Raw genomic sequence first — 23,391 nt, forward strand, 5'->3', positions numbered from 1 at the left:
GCGGTCCTCAGATCCAGGACCGCAGCCACATGTGGACGTGCCAGAAGTCGTACGGCACGACCCACGCGGTCCAGATCGGGTAGAAGAACGCGCTGACCGCGAGGACGACGACCAGCACCGCCGTGGTGGCCACCAGCCCCCGGCGGCGCTGGCGCTCGTCCCGGCCCTGCACCAGCAGCGCCAGCACGTAGGTCAGCGTCAGCACCACCCAGGGCGTGAACGCGATCGAGTAGAACGTGAAGATCGTCCGCTCGGTGTACTGGAACCAGGGCAGCCAGCCGGCGGCGATGCCGGACAGCACCGCGCCCGCGCGCCAGTCCCGGCGGACGAGCAGCCGGTACAGGGCGACCAGCAGCGCCAGCGCGCCGAGCCACCAGATCACCGGGTTGCCGAGCGAGGTGATCGCCTGCGAGCAGGCGTCGGCCCCGCACAGCTCGCGCGCGGCGGACCCCGTCAGGCCGGAGACCTCGGTGGGGTAGTAGAACGACGTCGGCCGCCACTGGATGATCCAGCCCAGCGGGTGCGCGGCGTATGCGTGCTCGGCGGTGAGGTGGGTGTGGAAATCCCACATCTGGGTGTGGAAGTGCCACAGCGAGCGCAGCGCGGGCGGCAGCCAGGTCACGCCCTCGCCGGGGTTCTCGACGGCCCACTGCCGCAGGTACGAACCGGGGTGCGCGAACCAGGACGCCCAGGTGCCGAGGTACGTGCCGGCGGCGGTGAGCACCACGATGAACCCCGCCGGGATCGCGTCCCGCCACAGCGTCGCCGGCACCCACGCGCGGACCCCGACCGACCGGCGCGCGGAGGCGTCCCAGGCCACCGACAGCAGCCCGAACACGGCCAGGACGTACAGGCCCGACCACTTGGTGCCGATGCACAGGCCCAGCAGCACGGCCGCGGCGAACCGCCACCACCGCCAGCCGAGCCGCGGGCCGAGGCCCAGCTCCGCCCCGGAGTCGAGGACCGACGCCGTCCGCGCGGCCAGCCGGCGGCGGGCCTGGTCCCGGTCGAGCAGCAGCGCCCCGAACGCGGCGAGCGCGAAGAACATCACGAAGTTGTCCAGCAGCCCCGTGCGGGAGTGCACGATCGCCTCGCCGTCGACGGCCATGAGCAGCCCCGCGACCGTGCCGAGCGCGGTGGACGCGAACAGCCGGCGCGCGATCCGGGCGACCATGAGGACGGCGAGCGTCCCGACGACCGCCGACGCGAGCCGCCAGGCGGTCGCCGAACCGATCCCGCCGCCGAGCTGGATGCCCAGCGCGATCAGCCACTTCCCGACCGGCGGGTGCACGACGTACTCCGGCGACGTGCCGAGCGCGGAGCCGTCCCCCTGCGCGAACAGCGCGTTGGCGTCGTCGCCCCAGGACCCCTCGTAGCCGAGCCGCAGCAGCGAGTACGCCTGCTTGACGTAGTAGGTCTCGTCGAAGACCAGCTCGTGCGGGCGGCCGAGGTTCCAGAACCGCAGCACGCCGCCGAGCAGCGTCACCGCGAGCGGCCACAGCCACCCGGTGACCCGGGCGCGGCGGGTCGCGCCGAGCAGGAGCGTGCGGGCGCCCAGGAGCGAGACGAGCAGCCGGTCGTGTGTCGACAGGCCGGGGTCGTCCTCGCGGTCGGGGTCCTCGCCGGCGCGGATGACGAGCGTCCCCGCCGCCGGGGTGGGGACCGCGTGGCCGTGCCGGCCGGTGCCCTCGGGTGCGGCGGCGCCGCCGGGGGTGGCGTCGCCGGGCGGGGCGGAGTGCGTCGTGACGGTGCCGGTGGTGGGCGACGCCGTGGGGGTGTCGTCGGGGCCGGGCGGGACGACGGGCGGGAACCGCCGCTCGGCCGCCTCCGGGGCGTCGCGGCCGAGGCCGCTGCTGTCCGGCGCGTCGGAGGGGTCGCGGGGACCCGGCTCGTCGGGCACGGGGTCGGGCTGCGGCACGGTCGCCATCGTAGGGGCGCCGCCTGGGCGGGACCTGCGGGGTCGCGTCGTCGACGGGGCGGCGGGCGCGTGGCGCGGACGCGCGTCCGCGGCGCGGGGACCGCCGCGGAGGTGGCAGGCTGGCCCGCGTGACCCCCCAGGCTCCCGGCACCGGCCGGCTCGTGCTCGCGGCGACCCCGATCGGCGACGTGGAGGACGCCTCGCCCCGGCTGCGCCGGCTGCTCGAGGAGGCCGACGTCGTCGCGGCGGAGGACACCCGGCGGCTGCGGGCGCTCGCGACGCGCATGGGCGTGACGGTCGGCGGGCGGGTGGTCAGCCACCACGAGCACAACGAGGCGCTGACGACGCCGGAGCTGCTCGACGTCGTGCGCGGCGGCGGGACGGTCGTCGTGGTGACGGACGCCGGCATGCCCGCGGTGTCCGACCCGGGGTTCCGCGTGGTGGCCGCCGCGGTCGAGGCGGGGCTGACCGTGACGGCCGCGCCCGGGCCGAGCGCCGTGCTGACCGCGCTCGCGCTGTCCGGGCTGCCGACCGACCGGTTCTGCTTCGAGGGCTTCCCGCCGCGCAAGCCGGGGGAGCGCGCCCGCGCGCTGACCGCCCTGGAGCGCGAGCCGCGGACGATGGTGTTCTTCGAGGCCCCGCACCGGCTCGCGGCGACGCTCGCGGACATGGCGACCGCGTTCGGCGCGGACCGGCCCGCGGCCGTGTGCCGGGAGCTGACCAAGACCTACGAGGAGGTCGTCCGCGACGGGCTGGGCGCGCTGGCGGCGTGGGCCGCGGCGGGCGAGGTGCGCGGCGAGATCGCGGTCGTCGTGGCCGGCGCCCCCGCGCGCGAGGTGGCCTCGGAGGCGGACCTCGTCGCGGAGGTGCTCGCCCGGGCGGACGGCGGGGAGCGGCTCAAGGACGCCGTGGCCGAGGTCGCCCAGGTCGCGGGCATCCCGAAGCGGGACCTGTACGCCGCGGCGCTGGCGGCGCGCGCCGGACGCTGACGCGGGGCGCGTGCCTGCTCTCACGCTCCCGCCGGTCAGCCTCCGTGCACCACGCCGAGCGCCGCGCGCAGCGCCCCGAGCTCGACCTGCCCCGGCGCCGACGCCGGACCGACCGTCCCGAAGGTCGCCGCCGAGCCGAACACGCCGCCCGCGACGCGCGACGCCACGCCCGTGCCCGCCATCGACATCGTGATGAGCGGCCGGTCGGTGCGCTGCGCCGTCTCCCAGGTCGCGGCCAGCAGCGTCAGCACGTCGCCGGGGTCGCGCGGCATGACGGCGATCTTGAGCACGTCGGCGCCCTGCTCGGCCATGTGCAGCAGCCGGCGGACGATCTCCTCCCGAGCGGGCGTGGCGTCGAAGTCGTGGTTGGACGCGACGACGACGGCACCGGCGGCGTGCGCGAGGTCGACCAGCGCCCGCACGGTGCCCGGGTCCCGCATCACCTCGACGTCGAGCAGGTCGACCACGCCGGTCGCGAGCACCGCCCGGTAGGCCGCGGCGTAGGCCTCGTCGGTGACGTCCGCGAGCCCGCCCTCGTGCGCCGTGCGGATCGTGACGAGCAGCGGCAGGTCCCCGAGCACCGCGCGCAGCGCGCTCCCGGCCGCCGCGGCCGCTTCCGGCGTCGCGCGGCCGCCGTCGAGGTGGTCCACCCGCCACTCGACGACGTCGGGCCCGGCGGCGACCACGGCGACGGCCTGGGCGAGCAGCTCGTCGACGGTGCCGCCGGTGAGGGGCACGACGACCTTGGGCCGGCCGGTGCCGATCACCGTGCCGCGCACGGTCACCGGGGTCGGCGCGGGCGCCGCGGTGCTGGTCATGGGTGGGATCCTCCTCGGCCGGACGCTCCGCCGGACACTGCATCATGCCGGTTCGCCGCGCGCGGCGCGTACCCCCGCACCGCCGGGCGCACTAGCGTCGGGCCATGGAGTTCCGTCGCATCCCGGGCCTGCCGCCCTACGTGTTCACGATCATCGACACGCTCAAGGTCGAGGCGCGGCGCGCCGGCCGCGACGTGGTCGACCTCGGCTTCGGCAACCCCGACCTGCCCAGCCCGCAGGTCGCCGTCGAGAAGCTGGCCGAGGCGGCGCACAACACCCGGAACCACCGGTACTCCGCGTCGCGCGGCATCCCGAAGCTCCGCCAGGCGGTCGCCGACCACTACCTTCGTCGGTTCGGCGTCACCCTCGACCCGGACACCGAGATCATCTCGACGATCGGGGCGAAGGAGGGGTTCAGCCACCTCATGTGGGTGCTGCTCCAGCCCGGCGACGCGGCGCTGGTGCCGACGCCGTCGTACCCGATCCACATCTGGGGCCCGTACTTCGCGGGGGCGGACGCCCGGCAGGTGCCGATCGGCGACGGCACCGACGGGGCCGGCTACGTCGACCGGGTCATGGAGGCGTGGGACCTCGGGTGGCCGAAGCCGCGCGTCATCGTGCTGTCGTTCCCGCACAACCCGACGACCACCACCGTCGAGCTGCACGACCTGCAGCGGCTCGTCGACTGGGCGCGGGAGCGCGACGTCGTGCTCGTGCACGACCTGGCGTACGCCGACATGTGCTTCGACGGCTGGACCCCGCCGTCGATCATGCAGTGCACCGGCGCGACCGAGGTCGCCGTCGAGCTGTACTCGATGACCAAGTCGTACTCGATGGCCGGCTGGCGGGTGGCGTTCCTCGTCGGCCGGAAGGACGTCGTCGGCGCGCTGGCGAAGCTCAAGTCGTACCTCGACTACGGGACATTCCAGCCGATCCAGATCGCCGCGACGGTGACCCTGAACGAGGCGACGGACTACCCGGCGGAGCTCTCCGCGGTCTACGAGAGCCGGCGGAACGCGCTGGTGGACGGGCTGTCCCGGATCGGCTGGGACATCCTGCGGCCGAAGGGGACGATGTTCGCCTGGGCGCGGATCCCCGAGCCGTACCGGGAGCTGGGGTCCATCGAGTTCGCCGAGATGCTGGTGCGGGACTGCGACGTGGCGGTCTCGCCGGGCGTGGGGTTCGGGCCGGGCGGCGACGGGCACGTGCGGTTCGCGCTGATCGAGAACGAGCAGCGGATCGGCCAGGCGGTGCGCGGGCTGCGCAAGGGGCTGACCCGGCTGGGGTGAGCCCTGCGCTCGCGAGCCCCACGCGTCCCCAGGGTCCGTTCAGGGTCGGCTCAGGGGCGTACCGGATGCCGCCGCCGCGCCCCGACCTGGGAGCCTCGGACGTGACGGCGCGCGGGACCTCCTCGCGGCCGCGGCGGCACGAGGGGACGGACCATGCGAGGCACCAGGACGACGGCGGCCCGGGCGACGACGGCGGCGGCCGTGGGGGCGGCGCTGGTGCTCGGCCTCGCCGCGTGCGCCGGTGCCCCGCGCGGCCCGGTCGTGACCCGGGACGTCGACATCGAGGACGTGACCGCGGTGCAGCTCGCGACCTCGGGCGACCTGACGATCCGCCGCGGGACCACCCCGTCCCTCACGGTCACCGCGCGCGAGGGCACCCAGGACCGGCTGGTGTCCGAGGTGCGGGACGGCGTCCTGGTGCTCGACTCCCGGGGCTCGTTCGGCGTGGGCTCCTGGGGCGACGTGTCGTACGAGCTCGTCGTCGGCGAGGTCGCCGAGCTGGTGGTCTCCGGCTCGGGCGACGTGACCGCGGACGACGTCACCGGCGAGGTGCTGCGGCTGTCGGTCGAGGGCTCCGGCTCGGTCGACCTGACGGGGCTGGACGCCGAGTCGGTCGCGCTGCGGGTCGCCGGGTCCGGCGACGTGGAGCTCGACGGCCGCACGGGGTCGCTCGCCATCGGGATCGAGGGCTCGGGCGGCATCGACGCGGACCGGCTGCGCGCCGACGAGGTCGACGTGTCGATCGAGGGCTCCGGCGACGTCGAGGTGCACGCGACCCGGCGGCTGGCGGTGTCGATCGAGGGCTCCGGGTCCGTGTCGTACGCCGGCGATCCCGAGGTCACGCAGCGCATCGAGGGGTCGGGCGAGGTGTCGCGGGAGGACTGACCGCGTCTCGGGCGCGGGGCCGGGGTCGGGCGGCGTCCGGCGCGGTACGAGCGGGTGCCGAGTCCTCCACAAGCGGCGGTGCGTGCGTGGTCCCCAGGCTGGCGGTCGTCGGGGCTGGGGTGTGTCAGGGGGTGTCCCTAGGGTGGTGACATGCCCGCTGACCTGCGCGAACCCGCTCCCGAGCCCGGCCCTGCGCCGGGTGCGGGGGTGCTGGCGTGCGGGTGCGGGTGCACCTGCGCCGGGGGCGGGTCTGCGTCTCGCGGGGACCTCGCAGCGGGCGCCCCTGACCCGGCAGCGGGCGCCCCTGACCCGGCGGCGGGCGCATCCGGCGCCGAGGCGGGTGCCGCCGATCGCGCGGTGGTGGCGGAGTTCCTGGACCCGGGTCTGCCGCGTTCGGAGCGGTTGACCGAGGCCCTGGACCGCACCCCGACGGGGGTGCCGCTGGCCCGGTTGCTGGGGGCGCTGGACCCGCGGTCGTTGGACGACTTCGACCTGGCCGAGGTCGCCGCGGGGTTCACCCGGATGTCGGGGTGGGCGCACGCGGGGCTGGCGGCGGTGGCGGTCGAGCTCGCGCGCCGTCAGGGGATGGGCCCGCGGCTCGACCCGCGCGCCCCGAGGGGCCGGGGTTCGGGGCTGACCTCGCAGCGGGTCGCGGCGATGACGTTGTCGGCGCGGCTCAAGCGGTCGCCGCAGGACACCGCCGCGCTGATCCGCGAGGGCGCGGACTTCGCCGGCGCCCTGGCCGAGACCGGCGCCGCGTTGCGGCAGGGGCGGATCAGCGTGCCGGCGGCCCGGGTGATCGCCGCCCGGCTGGGGGACCAGGTCGCGTGGGTGTCCGGGCCGGTGCAGGACTACGTGCTGCCGAGGGCGCCGCACTCGACCGTGGCCCAGGTCAGGGTGGACCTGGAGCGGGCGCTGCTGCGGGTCGACCCCGAGCACGCCCAGGACCGCCGGGACACCGCCCGGGCCGCGCGGCGCGTGACCCACCCGCGGGCGCTGCCGGACCAGATGGCCGAGATGCACCTCGTGCTGCCCGCCGAGCACGCGATCGGCATCGACACCGCCCTGCACGGTGCGGCCCGCTCCGCGCGCGCCGCCGGGGACCCCCGCACCCTGGACCAGCTGCGCACCGACACCCTCGTCGACTGCGTCCTGACCGGCACCCCCGCGACCGCCCTAGCCGCTGCCGGCGCCTCGCCCGCCGCCACCCCGGGCTACCTGCCCGGCCCACGCGACACCGAGGCGCCGCCGAGCGAGGCGGCGTCGGGTGCCGACGCTCCGACCTCGACCCCGTCCGGTGTAGGCCGGGCCGGGACGCGCGACCCGCGCACCCACGTCCTGGTCACCGTGCCGCTGTCGACCCTGATCGGCCGGGACGACAGCCCCGCCGACCTCGCCGGGTTCGGCCCGATCGACGCCACCACCGCCCGCGCCCTGGCCCAGGGCGGGGTCTGGCGGCGGCTGGTCACCGACGACCTGTCCGGCACCGTCCTGGACGTCGGACGCACCACCTACCGGCCACCGGCCGCGCTCGCCGACCACGTCCGGCACCGCGACCGCACCTGCACCTTCCCCGGCTGCCCCGTGCCCGCCCACCACTGCGACCTCGACCACACCGAGGACTGGGCACCCGCGCCCGACGACCCCCACCCCCCGGGCACCACCAGCCACACCAACCTCGGCCCCACCTGCCCCCGCCACCACCGCGCCAAGCACCACGCGCGGTTCACCCTGCAGCAACCCGAGCCCGGCACCCACGACTGGACCGACCCCACCGGCCACACCTACCGCACCCGCCCCGGGACCGACCACCCCACCCAGCACCTCACCGGACCCCGACGCCTGCGCACACCCCCACCCGACACCCCGCCCGACCCACCCGCGCCCGCGATCTCGCCCGACACACCCCCGTCCGGGGTCCCGTCGGACAGCTCCACGTCCGGGGCGCCGCGGGGCGCAGCGGCCCCACACACGCCCGCACCGCGGCCGCCCGCCCCGCGCTCACCCGCACCGCGCCCACCCGCACCGCACGCCTCGGACGACGACCCCCCGCCGTACTGACCCCCGCCAGCGCCCGGGGCCGGCGCGCGCGACGGGCGCGAGGCGACGCGGATATCAGCGGGCGTACCGGGACCTGGCGCCGCTAGCGTCCGACGAGGCGGAAGGAGCCCGACCCCATGACCACCACGTCGACCGACGCGGCCGAGCGGCACTCCGTCACGCTGCCGAACGGCCGCGTGCTGACGGGCCGCACGCGAGGCCCCGCGGACGGCAGGGCCGTGCTGCTCGTCGGCGGCGCGGCCACGGGCTCCGCCATGGGCTTCGGCGAGGACCTCCTCGAGCCGCGCGGCGTGCGGCTGATCACGGTGGACCGCGCCGGGATGGGGGGATCGACACCCGACCCGGGCCGCACGGCGGCTTCGACGGCACGGGACCACATCGCCTTCGCCGCGGCGGTGGGGCATCCGGAGCCGCTGCCGGTGGTCACGAACTCCCAGGGGTCGGTGTTCGGGCTCGCGCTCGCCGCCGCGGGCGCCGCCTCCCGGCTCGTGCTGGTCTCGCCTGCGGACGAGGTCGCGCACCCGGACGTGGCGCCGCTCCTGCCGCCGCACGCGCGCGAGCTCGCCGACCTCGCGCGGGCAGATCCGGAGGCCGCTCGGGCCGTCCTCGGGCGGCTCGGTCCGGCCGAGATGGAGGCGATGGTGCGGAACGGCGCTGAGGCCGTCGACCGGGCCGTCTACGAGCGCCCCGCGTTCCTCGCGCGCTGGCGGGCGGCGCTGGTCGAGGGCTTCGCCGGTCAGGGCGCGGCGTACGTGCAGGACACGCTGCTGGCGATGCGGCCCTGGCACGTCGACCTGTCGGCCGTCGCCGTGCCGACCACGGTGGTGGTCGGGGAGCACGACCGCGGGCACTCGCCCGATCGCGCGCGAATGCTGACGGCTCGCGTACCCGGCGCGGTACGGCGGGTGGTGCCGGGCGCGGGTGGCTCGCTGCTGTGGGCCCGGCCGGAGCTGGTGCTCGACGCGGCGCTCGGTGCACCCGACCGGGACGCGCTCGCGCGTGCTGCCCATGCCGAGACCTGGCAGACGCACGGGCGCATCCGCGCGGGCCGTGGCGGCGCGGTCGCGGACCTGCCGGGGATCCGGCTGATGGCCAGCGGCCTCGCGCACCCGTGGTGGAACAACGGCGACGTCACGGACCCGGACCGGGTGGAGCTCGGGGAGGTCCGCGACTGGTACGCGCGGCGTGGTGTGCCGTGGGGCGTGCGGGTCCCCGCCGGGGTGACCTGGCCGCACGGTCGCCACCTGTTCCGGAAGCGGCTCATGCTGCTCGACGCCCGTGCGCTGGTGACGCAGCCGCCGGTGCCCGGGCTGGGGATCCGCCGCGCGACCGCCGCGGACCTGGACGCGGTGCTGGCGGTCGACCTCGCGGCGTTCGGCGGGGAGCCGGCCGCGTCGCGCGCCTGGCTGGACCCGCTGCTGGGGTCGCCGGTGGTGACGGTCGCGCTGGCCGAGCTGGACGGGGCCCCCGTGGGAACGGCCTACGTCGTGCGCTCGGACGGCGAGGCGGGTCCCGCCGTGGGGCTGGGCGGCGTCGGGGTGGTGCCCGCCGCCCGGCGTCGCGGCGTCGCGGCGGCCGTCAGCTCGTGGGTGCTCGCGGGCGCGGTCGACGCCGGCGCGGGCGTCGCCCACACCGAGCCGGACACGGACGGCGCCGCGCGGCTGTACACCCGGCTGGGCTTCGCCGAGGTCGGCGGGCTGGACGTCTACGTGGACCTGGCGTGAGCGCGGTCGGGCAGGGCAGGAGCGAGGACGAGCCGGCCGTGCGCGCGGACGAGCCCGCCGTCCGGCCGGACGAGCCGACCCTGCTCACGGGCGAGCCGGCCCTGTGCGCGGACGAGCCCGCCCTGCGCACGGCGGGGCCGGACGACGCGGCGGCGCTCGTGGCCGTGTGGCGCCGGGCGGTGCTCGCGACGCACGACTTCCTCGCACCGGAGGACGTCGGCCGCTACGAGGCCGTCGTCCGTGCCGGGCTCCCGGACCTGACGGTGACGCTCGCCGAGCGGCAGGGTCGGGTGCTCGGGTTCGTCGCCGTCGCCGTCGCCGGCGACGGCGCTCGCGTCGAGATGCTGTTCGTCGACCCGGACGTGCACGGCAGCGGGGTCGGGTCGGCGCTCCTGCGCCACGCGACGGCGGGTCGGCCGGTGGTGGAGCTCGACGTCAACGAGCAGAACCCCGGGGCGCGGGCCTTCTACGCGCGGCGCGGCTTCGTCGAGGTGGGTCGCTCCGCCCTCGACGATGACGGCAGACCCTACCCGCTGCTGCACCTGCGGCGGATCGCTCCGGCCGCCGGCGAGCGCTCGGTCACCGCGCCCTAGAGGACGTCCGACCCCGCGACGAGCCGCGCACCCGGCACCGGCCCCGACGCGGTGAGCACGGAGTCGGCCACGCCCGCGGCGGTCATCGCGGCGGCGATCACCAGCGCGTGCTGCCGGCTGCGGGCCAGCGCGGCCACGGTCGGCCCCGAGCCGGAGACGACCACGCCGAGCGCGCCGGCGTCCTCGGCGACCGCCAGCGTCTCGACCAGGCCGGGTGCGAGCTCGACCGCCGCGTCCTGCAGGTCGTTGTGCAGGAGCGCGCCGAGCGCGGGGGCGTCGCCGGCCCGGAGCGCCTGCAGCAGCGCGACGTCCCCGTCGGAGTCCAGCCCGTCGCGGCCGGCGGCGAGCTGGTCGAACTCCTCGTAGACCCGGGGCGTCGACAGTCCCTCGTCGCGCACGCCGAACGCCCAGTGGTACTCGCCGCGGCTCAGCGCGGCCGTGAGCAGGTCGCCGCGGCCGGAGCCGACGGCGGTCTGGCCCATCAGCAGGAACGGCACGTCGGAGCCGAGCTCGGCCGCGACCTCGTGCAGCTCCTCGCGGCTCAGCGCCGTGCCCCAGAACGCGTCGCAGGCGAGCAGCGCGGCGGCGGCGTCGGCGGAGCCCCCTGCCATGCCCCCCGCGACCGGGACGCCCTTGTGCAGGTGCAGGTGCACGCCCTCGTCGATGCCGGTGCGGGCGGCGAGCGCGCGGGCGGCGCGGAGGGCGAGGTTGCTCGCGTCGGTGGGGACCAGGTCGGCCTGGGGGCCGGAGACCGTGACGCGCAGGTCCGGCGACGCGGAGGCCACGACGTCCTCGTACACCGACACGGCCTGGAACACGGTCGCCAGCGGGTGGTACCCGTCGGGGCGGCGCGGGCCGACGCGGAGCGACAGGTTGACCTTGCCGGGCGCCCGGACGCGGACCTCACGGCCGGTGCGGGGGGCGAGGCGCAGGTCGGTCACGGGGACCACTGTGCCAGGTCCGGGCGCGTCCGGCGCGTCCCGGCGGCGACGGGCCGTCGCGCGACGGCGGCGCGGACCGCCGACGGCGTCGGGCGAGGTCAGCCCGCCGCGGGCGCGTGCAGCTGCTCGGCGACGCGGGCGAGCGCGAGGACGTCGAGCGCCTCGCCGCGAGCCTGCGGGTCGACCCCGGCGGCCTCGATGGCGCGGGTGGCCGCCTCGCTGCCGCCGGCGAGGGCCGCCAGGGCGGAGCGGAGCATCTTCCGCCGCTGCGCGAACGCCGCGTCCACGACCGCGAACACCTGCTCGCGGGTCGCCGTGGTGGCGGGGGGCTCGCGCCGGTCGAGGCGGACCAGGGCGGAGTCGACGTTCGGCACCGGCCAGAACACGGACCGGCCGACGGTCGCGGTGCGGCGGGCGGAGGCGTACCAGGCGGCCTTGACCGACGGGACGCCGTAGGTGCGGCTCCCGGGCGGGGCGGCGACGCGGTCGGCGACCTCGGCCTGCACCATGACGAGGACCCGCTCGAGCGTCGGGAAGTGCTCGAGGAACGTGAGCAGCACGGGCACCGACACGTTGTACGGGAGGTTCGCGACCAGCGCGGTCGGCGCGCGCCCGGGCAGCGCGCGCACGTCGAGCGCGTCGCCGCGGACGACGGTGAGCGAGGGGTGCGGCGGGGGACCGGGGTCGGGCCCGCCGGCGGCGCGCACGGGCACGTCCGGCAGGTCGACGGTGTCGACCACCGCGCCCGGGACGTGCCGGCGCACGGTGTCCGGCAGCAGCCCCGCGAGCACCGGGTCGATCTCGACCGCCACGACGTCCGCGCCCGCCTCGAGCAGCCCGAGTGTCAGCGAGCCGAGCCCCGGGCCGACCTCGACGACCCGTTCGCCGGCGACGACGTCGGCCTGCCGGACGATCTTGCGGACGGTGCCGCCGTCGAGCACGAAGTTCTGCCCGAGCGTCTTGGTGGGGCGGATGCCGGCGCGCTCGGCGAGGGCGCGGATCTCGGCCGGACCGAGCAACGGCCCCGCCGCGGGTGCGACGGGGCCGGTGCTGGAGGACATGCGGGCGAGCCTACCCGGCTGCCCGCGGGTGCGGCGTCAGCCGAACAGGCGCGACCCGCAGACCGGCCACTGGCCGGCGCCGGAGCGGTTGTAGAGCATCTGCGCGCGGGCGGTCTGCTCGTCGGCCGAGGCCTGCGAGGGCAGGCCGGAGCCGCCGACGGCGTTCCACGTGGCGACCGAGAACTGGTACAGCCCGTGGTACTTGCCGGACGCCGAGACGATCGACGGGTTGCCGCCCGACTCGCACGCGGCCAGGGCGGCCCAGTTGAGGCCGGCCGCGTCGCCGCCGCCGACCGCCGGGGTGCCGGCGGAGGGAGCGGAGGACGACGCCTTCGGCGTGGTGGCGACCGGCTTCTTCTTGGTGCCGATGTTGGTCACCTGGTCGACGGGCGCCTGGGTCACCGCGTCGGACAGCGTCTCGCGGCCGGTCTCCTGGCCGTCGACGGTGGTGACGCGGTCGACGACGGTCCGGACGCCGACGACGCCGGCCGTGGTGACCTTCGAGTCGCCGACGTACAGCGACGCGTCGTTCTGCTCGACGGCGTTGAACGGCACCTCGTGCGTGGTGGTGACGTCCTGGATCACGACGCGGTTGACGACGACGGTCACGGTGCTGCCGGCGCGCTGCACGCTGACCCGGTCGAGCGGCTGCAGCGTCACGCCGAGGGCGTCGAGCGCCTCCGCCACGGTGGTGCTGCCGTCGGGGACGGGGTGCGTCGCACCGTCGATCTGCACCGCGGCGGCGCCGTCGAGGGTGAGGTCGAGGGACAGGTCCGGGCGGCCGCCGGCGGCGGAGCGGGACGCGACCAGGCGGACGTCGTCGCCGCGGGTCGCGAGCATGGTGAGCGCCTCGTCGGCGGTGAGCGCGGTCGTCCAGACCGTCTGCTCGGCGCCGTCGGCGCTGATCGTCACCTGGTGGGCGTGCCGGACGACGACGTCGACGCCGTCCTGGAGCGCGCCCGACGGGGTGACGGAGTCGCGGGAGCCGAGCTCGAGCTTCTGCTCGGCCAGCAGGCCGTCGACGCTGCCGGAGAACGTCGACACGGTCGTGGTGACCCCGTCGACGTCGAGGGTCACGGTCTTGTGGGCGTCCGCGACGGCGACGCCGCCGGTGGCGAGCACGACCACGGCGGTCGCGGCACCGATGAGGCGCACGCGACCCCGGCGCGACCGGCGGTCGCCGTCGGGCTCGGTGCCGGCGGACCCGGGGTCCGTGTTGTGGACGACGCGGGCGCGGAGGGCGGCGGGCGTGGCGGCGAGGCGCGCGCGGGCGCGACGGAAGAGGGAGGTCACGTGGTTCCAGACGACGGCGGTCCCGGGCACGAGGGGCGGGCGCGGCGCACGTGGGCGTCGCCCGCCGGTGCCCCGGGCCGTGACGGCCCCGCGGCGGCGGCGGCACCTGGAGGGAGGTGTCGCACCCGGCGGTCCCGGATCCCCGATCCGGCGGTCATGCCCCGCGCACTGCTGCGCGGGTGCGCTCGCGGGGGGAGGGCCCCGGTCTGTCACGAGCGACACGCGACCGTAACCCATTCGTGACCATGTGCCAAGTGGTCGCCGCGTCGACGCAGGTGGGCGCCACGCCGGCCGCGACGCTCAGCGGGTGCTCAGCCGACGCTCAGCGGGCGTGCCGGACCGACGGACCCGCCGGGCGGGAGAGGGCCGCGCGAGGGCTCAGTACCAGCCCTTGGCCTGCGACGCCGACCACGCGCCGCACGGGGTGGAGTAGCGGCCGCCGATGTAGTTCAGGCCCCAGGTGATCTGCGTCGCGGGGTTGGTGCGCCAGTCGGCGGCGACGGTCGCCATCTTCGAGCCCGGCAGGGCCTGCGGGATGCCGTAGGCGCCGGAGGACCGGTTCTCGGCGTTCACCCGCCAGCCGCTCTCCTTGTTCCAGAGCTGCAGCAGGCAGGCGAACTGGTCGTCGCCCCACCCGCGCGCGGCGGCGAGCTGCTTGCCGATCTCCTGGGCGCTGCCGGGAGAGACGGTGATGTCGACCCCGGTCGCGACCTCCATCGTGCCGACCTTGACCACCTGGGTCACCGGCTCGACGGTGACGGTCGACGCGACGACCTGGCGGTCGACCACCGCGCCGCCGACGCTCGCGGTGCTGTAGGTGGTGGTGCGCACGCCGGCGCGGCCGGCGGTCGCGACCTTGCGGGTGCCCTTCGCGAGCGTGGGGTCCTCGACCTCCTGCTCCTCGAACGGCACGGCCTCGGTGACGGTCTCGCCGGACGTCGCCGCGCGGGTCACCATGACCACGAGGCCGTCCGTCGCGGTCGCGTCCAGGGGGACGGACACCCGGTCGCCCTCGTTCAGCACCAGGCCGATGTCGCGCAGCGCGTCCCGGACGGTCCCGCCGCTGGTCAGCCCGTCGATGACCTGGCCGTCGACGGCCAGGTGGATGGTCTTCTGCGTCGAGACCCGCAGGACGTCGCCGCGCTCCAGGCCTGCCGACCGGGACGCGGACAGCAGCGTCTCGTCGTCGCGGAGGCCGAGCCCCTCGACGGCCTCGCCGACCGTGAGCGCGGTGGTCCAGACGGTGCGGTCCTGGCCGTCGACCTGGACGTCGATCTCCCGGCCGTGCCGGACGACGATCTGCGCGCCGTCGCCGACGGGCTCGCCGAGGCCCGGGGCCACGAGGTCGCGGTCGCCCACCTCGATGTCGCCGGCGGCGAGCACCTGGCCCACGGTGCGGCCGAACGCGCTGACCTCGACGGCGGTGCCGTCCACCTCGACCGTCACGGTCTTGTGCAGCCCGACGAACGCGGTCGTCGCGCCGGCCACCAGCGCGAGCGCGAGGCCCTGGGCGCCGTACCGAAGCGCGCGCGAGCGGCGGTCGGTGCGGCGGGGCTTGCTCGACGAGGGGACGACGGGGGTCTCGGGCGCAGGCACGCGGGGGCTCCAGCGGGTCGGGTCGGCGGGAGGGAGGGACTCACGCCGGTACAGCCTCCCGACCGTAACCGATTCGTGACCGTGAGGGGAACCCGAGATCCGCGCGATCACCCCTCCGGGCGGGGGTCGCGGGGAGGGTCACCAGGTGCCGTAGACGCGCTCCGCGGTCGCCGCCAGCGCCGCGCACGCGTCGGCGAGGTCGAGGCCGCGCTCGGCCGCCAGGCGCCGGACGGTGTGCGGGACCAGGTACGGGGCGTTCGGGCGGCCGCGCAGCGGGTGCGCGGTGAGGTACGGCGCGTCGGTCTCCACGAGCAGCAGATCGAGCGGCAGCGCGCGCACCGCGGCGCGCAGGTCGTCGTTCGCCCCGTACGTCACCGGACCGGCGACCGACGCGTACCACCCCTCGCGGGCGCACACCTCGGCGAGGGCCGGGCCGCCGGAGAAGCAGTGGAACACCGTCCGCTCCGGGGCGCCGTCGCGGAGCAGCACGTCCACGACGTCGTCGTGCGCGTCGCGGTCGTGGATCTGCAGCGCGAGGCCGAGCTCCTTGGCGAGCGCGACGTGCGCGCGGAACGCCTCCCGCTGCACCTCCCGGCCGCGGGGCCCGGCACGGAAGAAGTCCAGCCCGGTCTCGCCGATGGCCCGCACCCGGTCGTTGGCACGGGCGACCGCGGCCACCCGGGCGAGCGCCTCGTCGAGGGACGCGTCGTGCCGCGGCTGCGGGTCCGGCTCCAGGCCGTCGGGTGCGATCTCGCGCACGCCGGCGTGCAGCACGGCCTCGTTGGGGTGGATCGCGACGGCGCCGAGCAGCGCGCGCCGGCCGGGGCGCAGCGGCGCCGGGGCGGTCGCCGGGTCCGCGGCGGGGTCGGCGTCGACGCGCAGCACCGCGTCGGTCCACGCGACGGCGTCCAGGTCGCAGCCGACCTGCACCATCCGCGGCACGCCGACCGCGGCGGCCCGGTCCAGGTGGTCGTCCAGCGTGGCCGGCGCCGGCTCGTCGCCCGCGTCCGCGCCCGCCGCCGCCACGACGCCCAGCACCGACTCGAGGTGGGTGTGGTCGTCGACGACGGCGACGGGCAGCGGCTCCGGCGACGGGGCCCAGCCGGTGGGCCGGTTGCGGCTGCGCGCCACCTCAGCCCTGGCGCAGCCGGTCGAGCTCGGCCTCGACGACGTCGTCGTCGAGCTTGGTGAACACCGGCGTCGGCTTGCCGACGGGCGTGCCCGGCACGACGGCGCGCGGCCGCCACGCGGGCAGGGTCTCGCCGAGCCGGTAGTCGCCGGTGATGACCGGGTAGTGCCGCGACGCGTCGTCGAGGTCGGTGACCTCGTCGATCCGGGGGAGCGGGGAGAACGTGCCGGTGCCGCCCAGGGCCTCGTGCACCGCCTGCGCCGAGTGCGGCAGGAACGGCGACAGCAGGGTGTTGCAGTCGCTCACGGCCTGCGCCGCGGTGTGCAGCACGGTGCCCAGGCGCTCCGGGTCGTTCTTCAGCTTCCACGGCTCGGTCTCGGAGATGTACCGGTTGGCCTCGCCGACCACCCGCATGGCCTCGCCGATCGCCGCGCGGTGCCGGTGCGTGCCGATGAGCTCGCCGACCCGGCCGAACGCGGTCGTGGTGGTCGCGAGCAGGTCCTCGTCGACGGTCGTGCGCGGGCCGGGCTCCGGGATCGCGCCGACTCCTCTGTGGATCATGCTCGCCGTGCGGTTGACCAGGTTGCCCCAGCCCGCGACCAGCTCGTCGTTGGTGCGGCGCTTGAAGTCGGCCCAGGTGAAGTCGGCGTCCTGGCTCTCCGGGCCCGCGGTCGAGATGTAGTACCGCAGCGCGTCGGGCTGGTACCGGCTCAGCATGTCGCGGACGTAGATGACCACGCCGCGCGAGGAGGAGAACTGCTTGCCCTCCATCGTGAGGAACTCCGACGACACGACCTCGGTCGGCAGGTTGAGCTTCCCGTAGACGCCCGGCTCGCCGCCCTTCGACCCGCCCCCGGCGTAGCCGAGCAGCTCGGCCGGCCAGATCTGCGAGTGGAAGGTGATGTTGTCCTTGCCCATGAAGTAGTAGGACAGCGACTCGGGGTCCGTCCAGAACTGCCGCCAGGCCTCCGGGTCGCCCGACCGGCGGGCCCACTCGATCGACGCGGACAGGTAGCCGATCACGGCGTCGAACCACACGTAGAGCCGCTTGGACGGGTTGTCCTCCCAGCCCTCGAGCGGGATCGGGATGCCCCAGTCGATGTCGCGCGACATGGCGCGGGGGCGCACGTCGTCCAGCAGGTTCAGCGAGAACTTGAGGACGTTCGGGCGCCACTCGGTGCGGGTGCGCAGCCAGTCGCCGAGCGCGTCGACGAACGCCGGCAGGTCCAGGAAGAAGTGGTTCGACTCGACGAACTTCGGGGTCTCGCCGTTGATGCGGCTCCGCGGGTTCTTCAGGTCGATCGCGTCGAGCTGGTTGCCGCAGTTGTCGCACTGGTCGCCGCGCGCGCCGTCGTAGCCGCAGATCGGGCAGGTGCCCTCGATGTACCGGTCCGGCAGCGTGCGGCCGGTCGACGGGCTGATCGCGTTCATGGTCGTCTGCTCGACCATGTACCCGTTCTTGTGCACCGTGCGGAACATCTCCTGCACCACCGCGTAGTGGTTGCGGGTCGTGGTGCGGGTGAACAGGTCGTACGACAGGCCGAGCTGGGTGAGGTCCTCGACGATGACGCGGTTGTACCGGTCGGCGAGCTCCTGCGGGCTGACACCCTCCTGCTCGGCCTGCACGAGGATCGGGGTCCCGTGCTCGTCGGTGCCGGACACCATGAGGACGTCGTGCCCCGCCATGCGCATGTAGCGGCTGAACACGTCGGAGGGGACGCCGAAGCCGGCGACGTGGCCGATGTGGCGCGGGCCGTTGGCGTAGGGCCAGGCGACAGCGCTGAGGATGCGGGACATGGCGTCGATCCTAGTGAGCCGCGCGGGCGGGCTCGCGACCGGTCTCACCGGCCGCGTCGTCGTCGGTGTCGTCGCCCGTGTCGTCGCCGGCGTCGTCCGCGAGGGCGCCGGCCGACCGCGCGGGGAGGGCAGCCGGCCCGACGACGCCCCGGCGGCGCAGCACGACCCACGCCACCGCGAGCACCCCGAACCACACCGGCATCACGAGCAGCGCCGCCCGGGTGTCGGGGTCCAGCGCCAGGACGACCACCATCGCCGCGAAGAACGCCAGCACGACCCAGCACATGACCCGGCCGCCGGGCATCCGGAACGCCGACGCGGCGTGCAGCTCGGGCGACCGGCGCCGGTACACCAGGTACGAGACGAGGATGACGGTCCACACGACGATGAACAGCAGCGTCGCGACCGTCGTCACGAGCGTGAACGCCTCGATCACCGACCGCCCGGCGTACAGCAGCACCACGCCCGGCAGCAGGCAGGCGCAGGAGAACGCGAGCCCGCGCGCCGGGACGTGCCGGGCCGACAGCCGGCCGAACGCACGCGGCGCCTCCCTGTCCTCCGCGAGGCCGTAGAGCATCCGGGACGTCGAGAAGATCCCGCTGTTCGCCGACGACGCGGCCGAGGTCAGCACCACGAGGTTGATGACGCCCGCCGCAGCCGGCAGCCCGGCGAGGGCGAACATCGCCACGAACGGGCTCTCGCCCGGGTCGATGCTCCGCCACGGGGTCACCGCCATGATCACCACGAGCGCGCCCAGGTAGAACAGCAGCACGCGCACGGGGATCGCGTTGATCGCGCGCGGGAGCGTGCGGGCGGGGTCGCGGGTCTCGGCGGCGGTGGTGCCCACCAGCTCGATCCCGACGAACGCGAAGATCGCGATCTGGAACCCCGCGAGGAACCCGGTGAACCCGTGCGGGAAGAACCCGCCGTCGCTGTACAGGTGGCTCAGCGACGCGGTGACGCCGTCGGCGCCCCGGAAGCCGATCGAGATCAGCACGACGCCGACCGCGATCAGCCCGACGATGGCGACGATCTTGACGATCGCGAACCAGAACTCCAGCTCGCCGAACAGCCGCACCGCCACCAGGTTGAGCGCGAGCAGCAGCACGACCAGGGCCAGCGCGGGCAGCCAGCGCGGCAGGTCGGGCGCCCAGAACGCCACGTACCCGGACACCGCGACGACGTCGGCGATGCCGGTGACGATCCAGCAGAACCAGTACGTCCACCCGGTGAGGAAGCCGGCCCACGGCCCCAGGACGTCCGCCGCCATGTCCCGGAACGACTTGTACTCCAGGTTCGACAGCAGCATCTCGCCCATGGCGCGCATGACGAAGAACAGCATGAAGCCGATGACCGCGTAGACCAGCAGGACGGACGGGCCCGCCAGCGAGATCGTGCGGCCGGAGCCCAGGAACAGGCCGGTGCCGATGGCGCCGCCGATCGCGATGAGCTGGATGTGCCGATTGCTGAGGCCGCGCTGGAGGTGGTCCTCGGGGGCGTGCGGTGCGGCGTCGGTGGCGGCCGGTGCGGTGGGCTCGGGCACGGGCGTCCTTCCGTCTCGGGGGTGGGCGGGACCGTACCCCCGATCGGGTGACGCGCGCGTCAGCGTCCGTCAGGCAGGAGCGGCTGCTCCGCGAGGTCGCGGATCCACTGGGGGGTCTCGTCACCGAGGCTCTCGTCCAGGGTCACCCGGAGCCGGGCCGCGGCCCGCTGCACCTCGGGGTCGCGGAGCACCGCCGCCCGGCGGAGCCGCTGCTCTTCGATCTCCTGCTCGAACCGGTCCACCGGACACCTCTTCCTCGTCGTCGCGGCCCCCGGGCACGTCACCATCCTGCGGTGGCTCGACGGCCCTGCTCAACCCCGCTTCGGTGAGTGCCCGCAGCAGCCGGCGCTCGTCCCGGGTCGCGAGGTCGCTGCGGGCCAGGTGGTCCAGGACCGCGAGCCCGCGGGTCACGTGCGCGCGGTGCGTGGACAGCGTCAGACCCAGCGCCCACTCCGCCCGCCGCCACCACTGCTCCCGCCGGTCCGCCCGGTCGCGCTGCCGCACGGTCGCGATCCCCACGACGAGCGCCACCATCGCCGCCGCCCCCGTGGCCACCGGGCCCAGGAGCGACAGCGCGCCGAGCCAGCCGGTCCCCGTCATGCGGCCGACGCTAGGACGGCCCGCGCGTCCGCGCTCCGTGCCCGTGCGGCCGTCCTGGGGACGACACGCCTCCCCGTGCTTGTGGAGGACTCGGCACCCGCTCACGGCGCGATCCCTGGCGTCACCGCGGTGCTGCGACCGCCCGTGCCCGGCGGTCAGCCCTCCACGGCCTCCGCCAGCGCCATCCACTTCTCCTCGACCTCGCCGATCTCGGCCTCGAGCGCCGCCTTGTCCTTCCCGAGCGCCGTCAGCCCGACGTAGTCGGCGGGGTCGTGCTCCGCCATCTTCTTCTCCAGCGCCTCGATCTGGCCGGTCAGCTTGGAGATCCGCCGGTCGAGCGCGCCGAGCTCCTTCTTGGCGGCCCGCAGCTCCGCCCCGTCCAGCCCCGACGGCGCGACCTCGCCGCCCACGGCGCCCGACGCCTCGGTGGGCGCCCCGGTCGCGACCGCGCCGGCCCCCGAGCGCGACCGCTCCAGCAGGCGCAGGTACTCGTCGACGCCGCCCGGCACGTGCCGGAAGTGGCCGTCGAGCACCGCGTACTGCTGGTCGGTGACCCGCTCCAGCAGGTACCGGTCGTGCGACACGACCAGCAGGGTGCCCGGCCAGGTGTCGAGCAGGTCCTCCATCGCCGCGAGCATGTCGGTGTCCAGGTCGTTCGACGGCTCGTCCAGCACGAGGACGTTCGGCTCGTCGAGCAGGATCAGCAGCAGCTGCAGCCGGCGCCGCTGCCCGCCGGACAGGTCCTTGACCGGCGTCTGCAGCTGGACCGCGGTGAACCCGAGCCGCTCCAGCAGCTGCCCCGGGGTCATCTCCTTGCCGCCGGCGACGTAGGAGGTGCGATAGCGGGCGATGACGTCGTTGACCCGGGTCTCGGCGATGTCGGCGAGCTCGGCCAGCTCCTGGGTCAGCGTCGCGACGCGGATCGTCTTGCCGCGCTTGACCCGCCCGGTCGTCGGCGCGACGGCGCCCGTCACGAGGCCGAGCAGCGTCGACTTGCCGGCGCCGTTCACGCCGAGCACGCCGGTGCGCTCGCCCGGCGCGATCCGCCAGGTCACGTCACGCAGCACCTGGTGGTCGCCGTAGGACACCGACACGTCCTCGAGGTCGACGACGTCCTTGCCGAGCCGCGCGGTGGCCATCTGGGACAGCTCGACGGAGTTGCGCGGCGGCGGCACGTCCTCGATCAGCTGGTTCGCCGCCTCGATGCGGAACTTCGGCTTCGAGGTGCGGGCCGGGGCGCCGCGGCGCAGCCAGGCGAGCTCCTTGCGCATGAGGTTCTGCCGCTTCGCCTCCGTCGCCGCGGCCATCCGGTCCCGCTCGACGCGCTGCAGCACGTACGCCGCGTACCCGCCCTCGAACGGCTCGACGATCCCGTCGTGCACCTCCCAGGTCGCGGTGCACACCTCGTCGAGGAACCAGCGGTCGTGGGTGACGACCAGCAGGCCGCCGGCGTTGGACGACCAGCGGCGGTTCAGGTGCCGGGCGAGCCAGGTGACCGCCTCGACGTCGAGGTGGTTGGTCGGCTCGTCGAGCATGAGCACGTCGTCGTCGCCGGCCAGCAGCGCGGCGAGCGCGACCCGGCGGCGCTGCCCGCCCGACAGGTCGCCGACGAGCTTGTCCCACGGCAGGTCGCCGACCAGGCCGGAGACGACGTCCCGGACCTTCGGGTCGCCGGCCCACTCGTGCTCGGCGCGGTCGCCGACGACCGAGGCCCCGACGGTGAGCGCGGGGTCGAGGGTGTCGGTCTGGTCGAGCACGCCGATCCGCACGCCGCCGCGGACGGTCACGCGCCCGGAGTCGGGGGTCAGCCGGCCGGCCAGCAGCGCGAGCAGGGAGGACTTGCCGTCGCCGTTGCGGCCGACGATCCCCACCCGGTCGCCCTCGTTGAGGCCCACGGTCACCGAGTCGAAGACGTTCTTGGTCGGGAAGGACAGGTGCAGCGCTTCGCCGCCGAGCAGGTGGGCCATCGGGCAAGCGTAGGGCGCGCGCGGGGTCGGTCCCGCGCCGAGGACCCCACCGCCGCCCCGCCGCCGCGTCCGCGCGACCCGCGTCGTCAAACCGGTTGGCTCGATCGTCAAACCGCTTTTACGTTCGTCAGGACGTGCTGCACGAGGAGGTGAGCATGAGCCGACCGACGATCTCCGACGTCGCCCGGGCCGCCGGCGTGACGAAGGCGACCGTGTCCCACGCGTACAGCGGCCACCGGCCCATCTCGGCGGCCACGAAGGCGCGGGTGTTCGCCGCGGCGGAGGAGCTGCGCTGGGTGCCCAGCAGTAGCGCCCGCGCGCTCGCGGCCCGCCGGGCCAACGCGATCGGCGTCGTGCTGCGGCGGGACCCGGCGATCCTCGCGTCCGACACGTTCTTCCCCGCGTTCATCGCGGGCGTCGAGCAGACGCTCGCCGAGCGCGAGGTCGCGCTGGTGCTCCAGGTCGTCGGCAGCAGGGGCGCCGAGGAGCGGGCGTACCAGGCGATGGCGGCGGGGCGGGCGGACGGCGTCATCGCGCTGGACCTGCACCGGGACGACTGGCGGGTGCCGTTCCTGGCCGGCCTCGGGCTGCCCGCCGTGCTGCTCGGCGCGTACGACGGCCCGACCCGGCTGTCCTGCGTCCGCACCGACGACGCCGCCCCGGTCCGGGCGCTGATCGCGCACCTGCGCGAGCGCGGCCACACCCGGATCGCGCACGTCGCCGGCCCGCTCGGCTACGTGCACTCCTACGCCCGGGCCCGCGCGTTCGTCCAGGCCGTCGGCTCGCGCGAGCTCGTGCGGGAGGGCGACTTCACCGCGGGCAGCGGGCGCGCCCACACCGCCGAGCTGCTCGCGCTGCGCGACCGGCCCACCGCGATCCTGTACGCGAACGACACGATGGCGATCGCCGGGATGTCCTACGCGCAGAGCCGCGGCGTCCGGGTGCCGGACGAGCTCGCCGTCGCCGGGTTCGACGACGACCACCTGTCCGCGCACCTCAGCCCGCCGCTCACCAGCGTGTCCACCGACCCCGCCCGCCGCGGCCGGGTCGCCACCACGCGGCTGCTGTCCGACCTGGCCGGTGACGGGCCGCGCTCCGTCACGGTCGACTGCACCGCCCTGCAGCTGCGCGGGAGCACCGACGCCCCCGCGCCGACGCACCACACCCCCTGACGTGCTCGAGGAGGA

At 75.8% G+C, this 23,391-nt stretch carries 18 protein-coding genes; 7 read left to right on the forward strand and 11 right to left on the reverse strand.

The features are described 5' to 3' along the window. Positions 1-7: 7 nt before the first annotated feature. Complete coding sequence (locus tag J5O08_RS00905; RefSeq protein ID WP_308281211.1) at positions 8-1,918, reverse strand: phospholipid carrier-dependent glycosyltransferase; 1,911 nt, start codon at positions 1,916-1,918, stop codon at positions 8-10. Between the two features lie 119 nt (positions 1,919-2,037). Here J5O08_RS00905 and rsmI point away from each other — a divergent pair, with 119 nt between their 5' ends. Continuing rightward, positions 2,038-2,907, forward strand: coding sequence for a 16S rRNA (cytidine(1402)-2'-O)-methyltransferase (gene rsmI / locus J5O08_RS00910; RefSeq protein ID WP_218705025.1), 870 nt, complete (start codon positions 2,038-2,040; stop codon positions 2,905-2,907). Between the two features lie 35 nt (positions 2,908-2,942). Here rsmI and aroD read toward each other — a convergent pair whose 3' ends face one another. Next, positions 2,943-3,725 carry a type I 3-dehydroquinate dehydratase gene (gene aroD / locus J5O08_RS00915; protein ID WP_218704962.1) on the reverse strand — a complete coding sequence of 261 codons (783 nt, stop codon included), beginning with the start codon at positions 3,723-3,725 and terminating at the stop codon, positions 2,943-2,945. A gap of 104 nt (positions 3,726-3,829) precedes the next feature. Here aroD and J5O08_RS00920 point away from each other — a divergent pair, with 104 nt between their 5' ends. The 5 genes from J5O08_RS00920 (at position 3,830) to J5O08_RS21465 (ending at position 10,277) form a co-directional block, all read left to right on the forward strand. Further along, complete coding sequence (locus tag J5O08_RS00920) at positions 3,830-5,014, forward strand: aminotransferase class I/II-fold pyridoxal phosphate-dependent enzyme (RefSeq protein WP_218704963.1); 1,185 nt, start codon at positions 3,830-3,832, stop codon at positions 5,012-5,014. Positions 5,015-5,167: 153 nt separating this feature from the next. Further along, positions 5,168-5,899, forward strand: a complete 732-nt coding sequence (locus J5O08_RS00925) for a head GIN domain-containing protein (RefSeq protein ID WP_218704964.1) — start codon at positions 5,168-5,170, stop codon at positions 5,897-5,899. A 360-nt stretch (positions 5,900-6,259) separates the two neighbouring features. Further along, positions 6,260-7,960 carry an HNH endonuclease signature motif containing protein gene (locus J5O08_RS21315; RefSeq protein WP_218704965.1) on the forward strand — a complete coding sequence of 567 codons (1,701 nt, stop codon included), beginning with the start codon at positions 6,260-6,262 and terminating at the stop codon, positions 7,958-7,960. Between the two features lie 116 nt (positions 7,961-8,076). Next, on the forward strand, positions 8,077-9,684 hold the full coding sequence (locus tag J5O08_RS00935; protein WP_218704966.1) for an alpha/beta fold hydrolase: 1,608 nt from the start codon (positions 8,077-8,079) through the stop codon (positions 9,682-9,684). Continuing rightward, the gene (locus tag J5O08_RS21465; RefSeq protein WP_308281214.1) at positions 9,681-10,277 is read left to right on the forward strand and encodes a GNAT family N-acetyltransferase; all 597 of its coding nucleotides are present in this window, start codon (positions 9,681-9,683) and stop codon (positions 10,275-10,277) included. Before J5O08_RS00935 ends, J5O08_RS21465 begins: the two co-directional genes overlap by 4 nt. Here J5O08_RS21465 and J5O08_RS00945 read toward each other — a convergent pair. The 9 genes from J5O08_RS00945 to J5O08_RS00985 form a co-directional block, all read right to left on the reverse strand. Beyond that, on the reverse strand, positions 10,274-11,218 hold the full coding sequence (locus J5O08_RS00945; protein WP_147795713.1) for a 4-(cytidine 5'-diphospho)-2-C-methyl-D-erythritol kinase: 945 nt from the start codon (positions 11,216-11,218) through the stop codon (positions 10,274-10,276). The two genes, J5O08_RS21465 and J5O08_RS00945, sit on opposite strands and share 4 nt — an antisense overlap. 98 nt (positions 11,219-11,316) lie before the next feature. Next, entirely contained in the window at positions 11,317-12,279 is a 963-nt protein-coding gene (locus tag J5O08_RS00950) for an rRNA adenine dimethyltransferase family protein (protein WP_218704967.1), read from the reverse strand. A gap of 36 nt (positions 12,280-12,315) precedes the next feature. Next, positions 12,316-13,572: a ubiquitin-like domain-containing protein gene (locus J5O08_RS00955; RefSeq protein ID WP_308281215.1), complete on the reverse strand. Its 1,257-nt coding sequence runs from the start codon at positions 13,570-13,572 to the stop codon at positions 12,316-12,318. 378 nt (positions 13,573-13,950) lie between these two features. Beyond that, a complete protein-coding gene (locus J5O08_RS00960) occupies positions 13,951-15,168 on the reverse strand; it encodes a ubiquitin-like domain-containing protein (protein ID WP_218704969.1) in 1,218 nt (405 codons plus the stop codon). Between the two features lie 138 nt (positions 15,169-15,306). After that, positions 15,307-16,299: a TatD family hydrolase gene (locus J5O08_RS00965; RefSeq protein WP_218704970.1), complete on the reverse strand. Its 993-nt coding sequence runs from the start codon at positions 16,297-16,299 to the stop codon at positions 15,307-15,309. Between the two features lies 1 nt (position 16,300). Then, entirely contained in the window at positions 16,301-18,094 is a 1,794-nt protein-coding gene (gene metG, locus J5O08_RS00970) for a methionine--tRNA ligase (RefSeq protein ID WP_218704971.1), read from the reverse strand. A gap of 10 nt (positions 18,095-18,104) precedes the next feature. Beyond that, positions 18,105-19,637: a D-serine/D-alanine/glycine transporter gene (cycA, locus tag J5O08_RS00975; RefSeq protein ID WP_218704972.1), complete on the reverse strand. Its 1,533-nt coding sequence runs from the start codon at positions 19,635-19,637 to the stop codon at positions 18,105-18,107. A 59-nt stretch (positions 19,638-19,696) separates the two neighbouring features. Then, positions 19,697-19,879, reverse strand: a complete 183-nt coding sequence (locus J5O08_RS00980) for a hypothetical protein (protein WP_147795719.1) — start codon at positions 19,877-19,879, stop codon at positions 19,697-19,699. A gap of 513 nt (positions 19,880-20,392) precedes the next feature. Beyond that, positions 20,393-22,204 carry an ABC-F family ATP-binding cassette domain-containing protein gene (locus tag J5O08_RS00985; protein ID WP_218704973.1) on the reverse strand — a complete coding sequence of 604 codons (1,812 nt, stop codon included), beginning with the start codon at positions 22,202-22,204 and terminating at the stop codon, positions 20,393-20,395. Between the two features lie 155 nt (positions 22,205-22,359). Here J5O08_RS00985 and J5O08_RS00990 point away from each other — a divergent pair, with 155 nt between their 5' ends. Next, positions 22,360-23,376 carry a LacI family DNA-binding transcriptional regulator gene (locus tag J5O08_RS00990; RefSeq protein WP_217615114.1) on the forward strand — a complete coding sequence of 339 codons (1,017 nt, stop codon included), beginning with the start codon at positions 22,360-22,362 and terminating at the stop codon, positions 23,374-23,376. The last annotated feature ends 15 nt before the right edge of the window (positions 23,377-23,391 follow it).

It is taken from the genome of Cellulomonas sp. PS-H5, from assembly GCF_019265565.1.
Lineage (GTDB): Bacteria > Actinomycetota > Actinomycetes > Actinomycetales > Cellulomonadaceae > Cellulomonas.

Bases quoted from the DNA above. Each gene is read 5' to 3' on its own strand.
- aroD (WP_218704962.1), bottom strand. From the start codon at position 3,725: ATGACCAGCACCGCGGCGCCCGCGCCGACCCCGGTGACCGTGCGCGGC.
- J5O08_RS00920 (WP_218704963.1), top strand. From the start codon at position 3,830: ATGGAGTTCCGTCGCATCCCGGGCCTGCCGCCCTACGTGTTCACGATC.
- J5O08_RS00925 (WP_218704964.1), top strand. From the start codon at position 5,168: ATGCGAGGCACCAGGACGACGGCGGCCCGGGCGACGACGGCGGCGGCC.
- J5O08_RS00935 (WP_218704966.1), top strand. From the start codon at position 8,077: ATGACCACCACGTCGACCGACGCGGCCGAGCGGCACTCCGTCACGCTG.
- J5O08_RS00950 (WP_218704967.1), bottom strand. From the start codon at position 12,279: ATGTCCTCCAGCACCGGCCCCGTCGCACCCGCGGCGGGGCCGTTGCTC.
- metG (WP_218704971.1), bottom strand. From the start codon at position 18,094: ATGTCCCGCATCCTCAGCGCTGTCGCCTGGCCCTACGCCAACGGCCCG.
- J5O08_RS00985 (WP_218704973.1), bottom strand. From the start codon at position 22,204: ATGGCCCACCTGCTCGGCGGCGAAGCGCTGCACCTGTCCTTCCCGACC.
- J5O08_RS00990 (WP_217615114.1), top strand. From the start codon at position 22,360: ATGAGCCGACCGACGATCTCCGACGTCGCCCGGGCCGCCGGCGTGACG.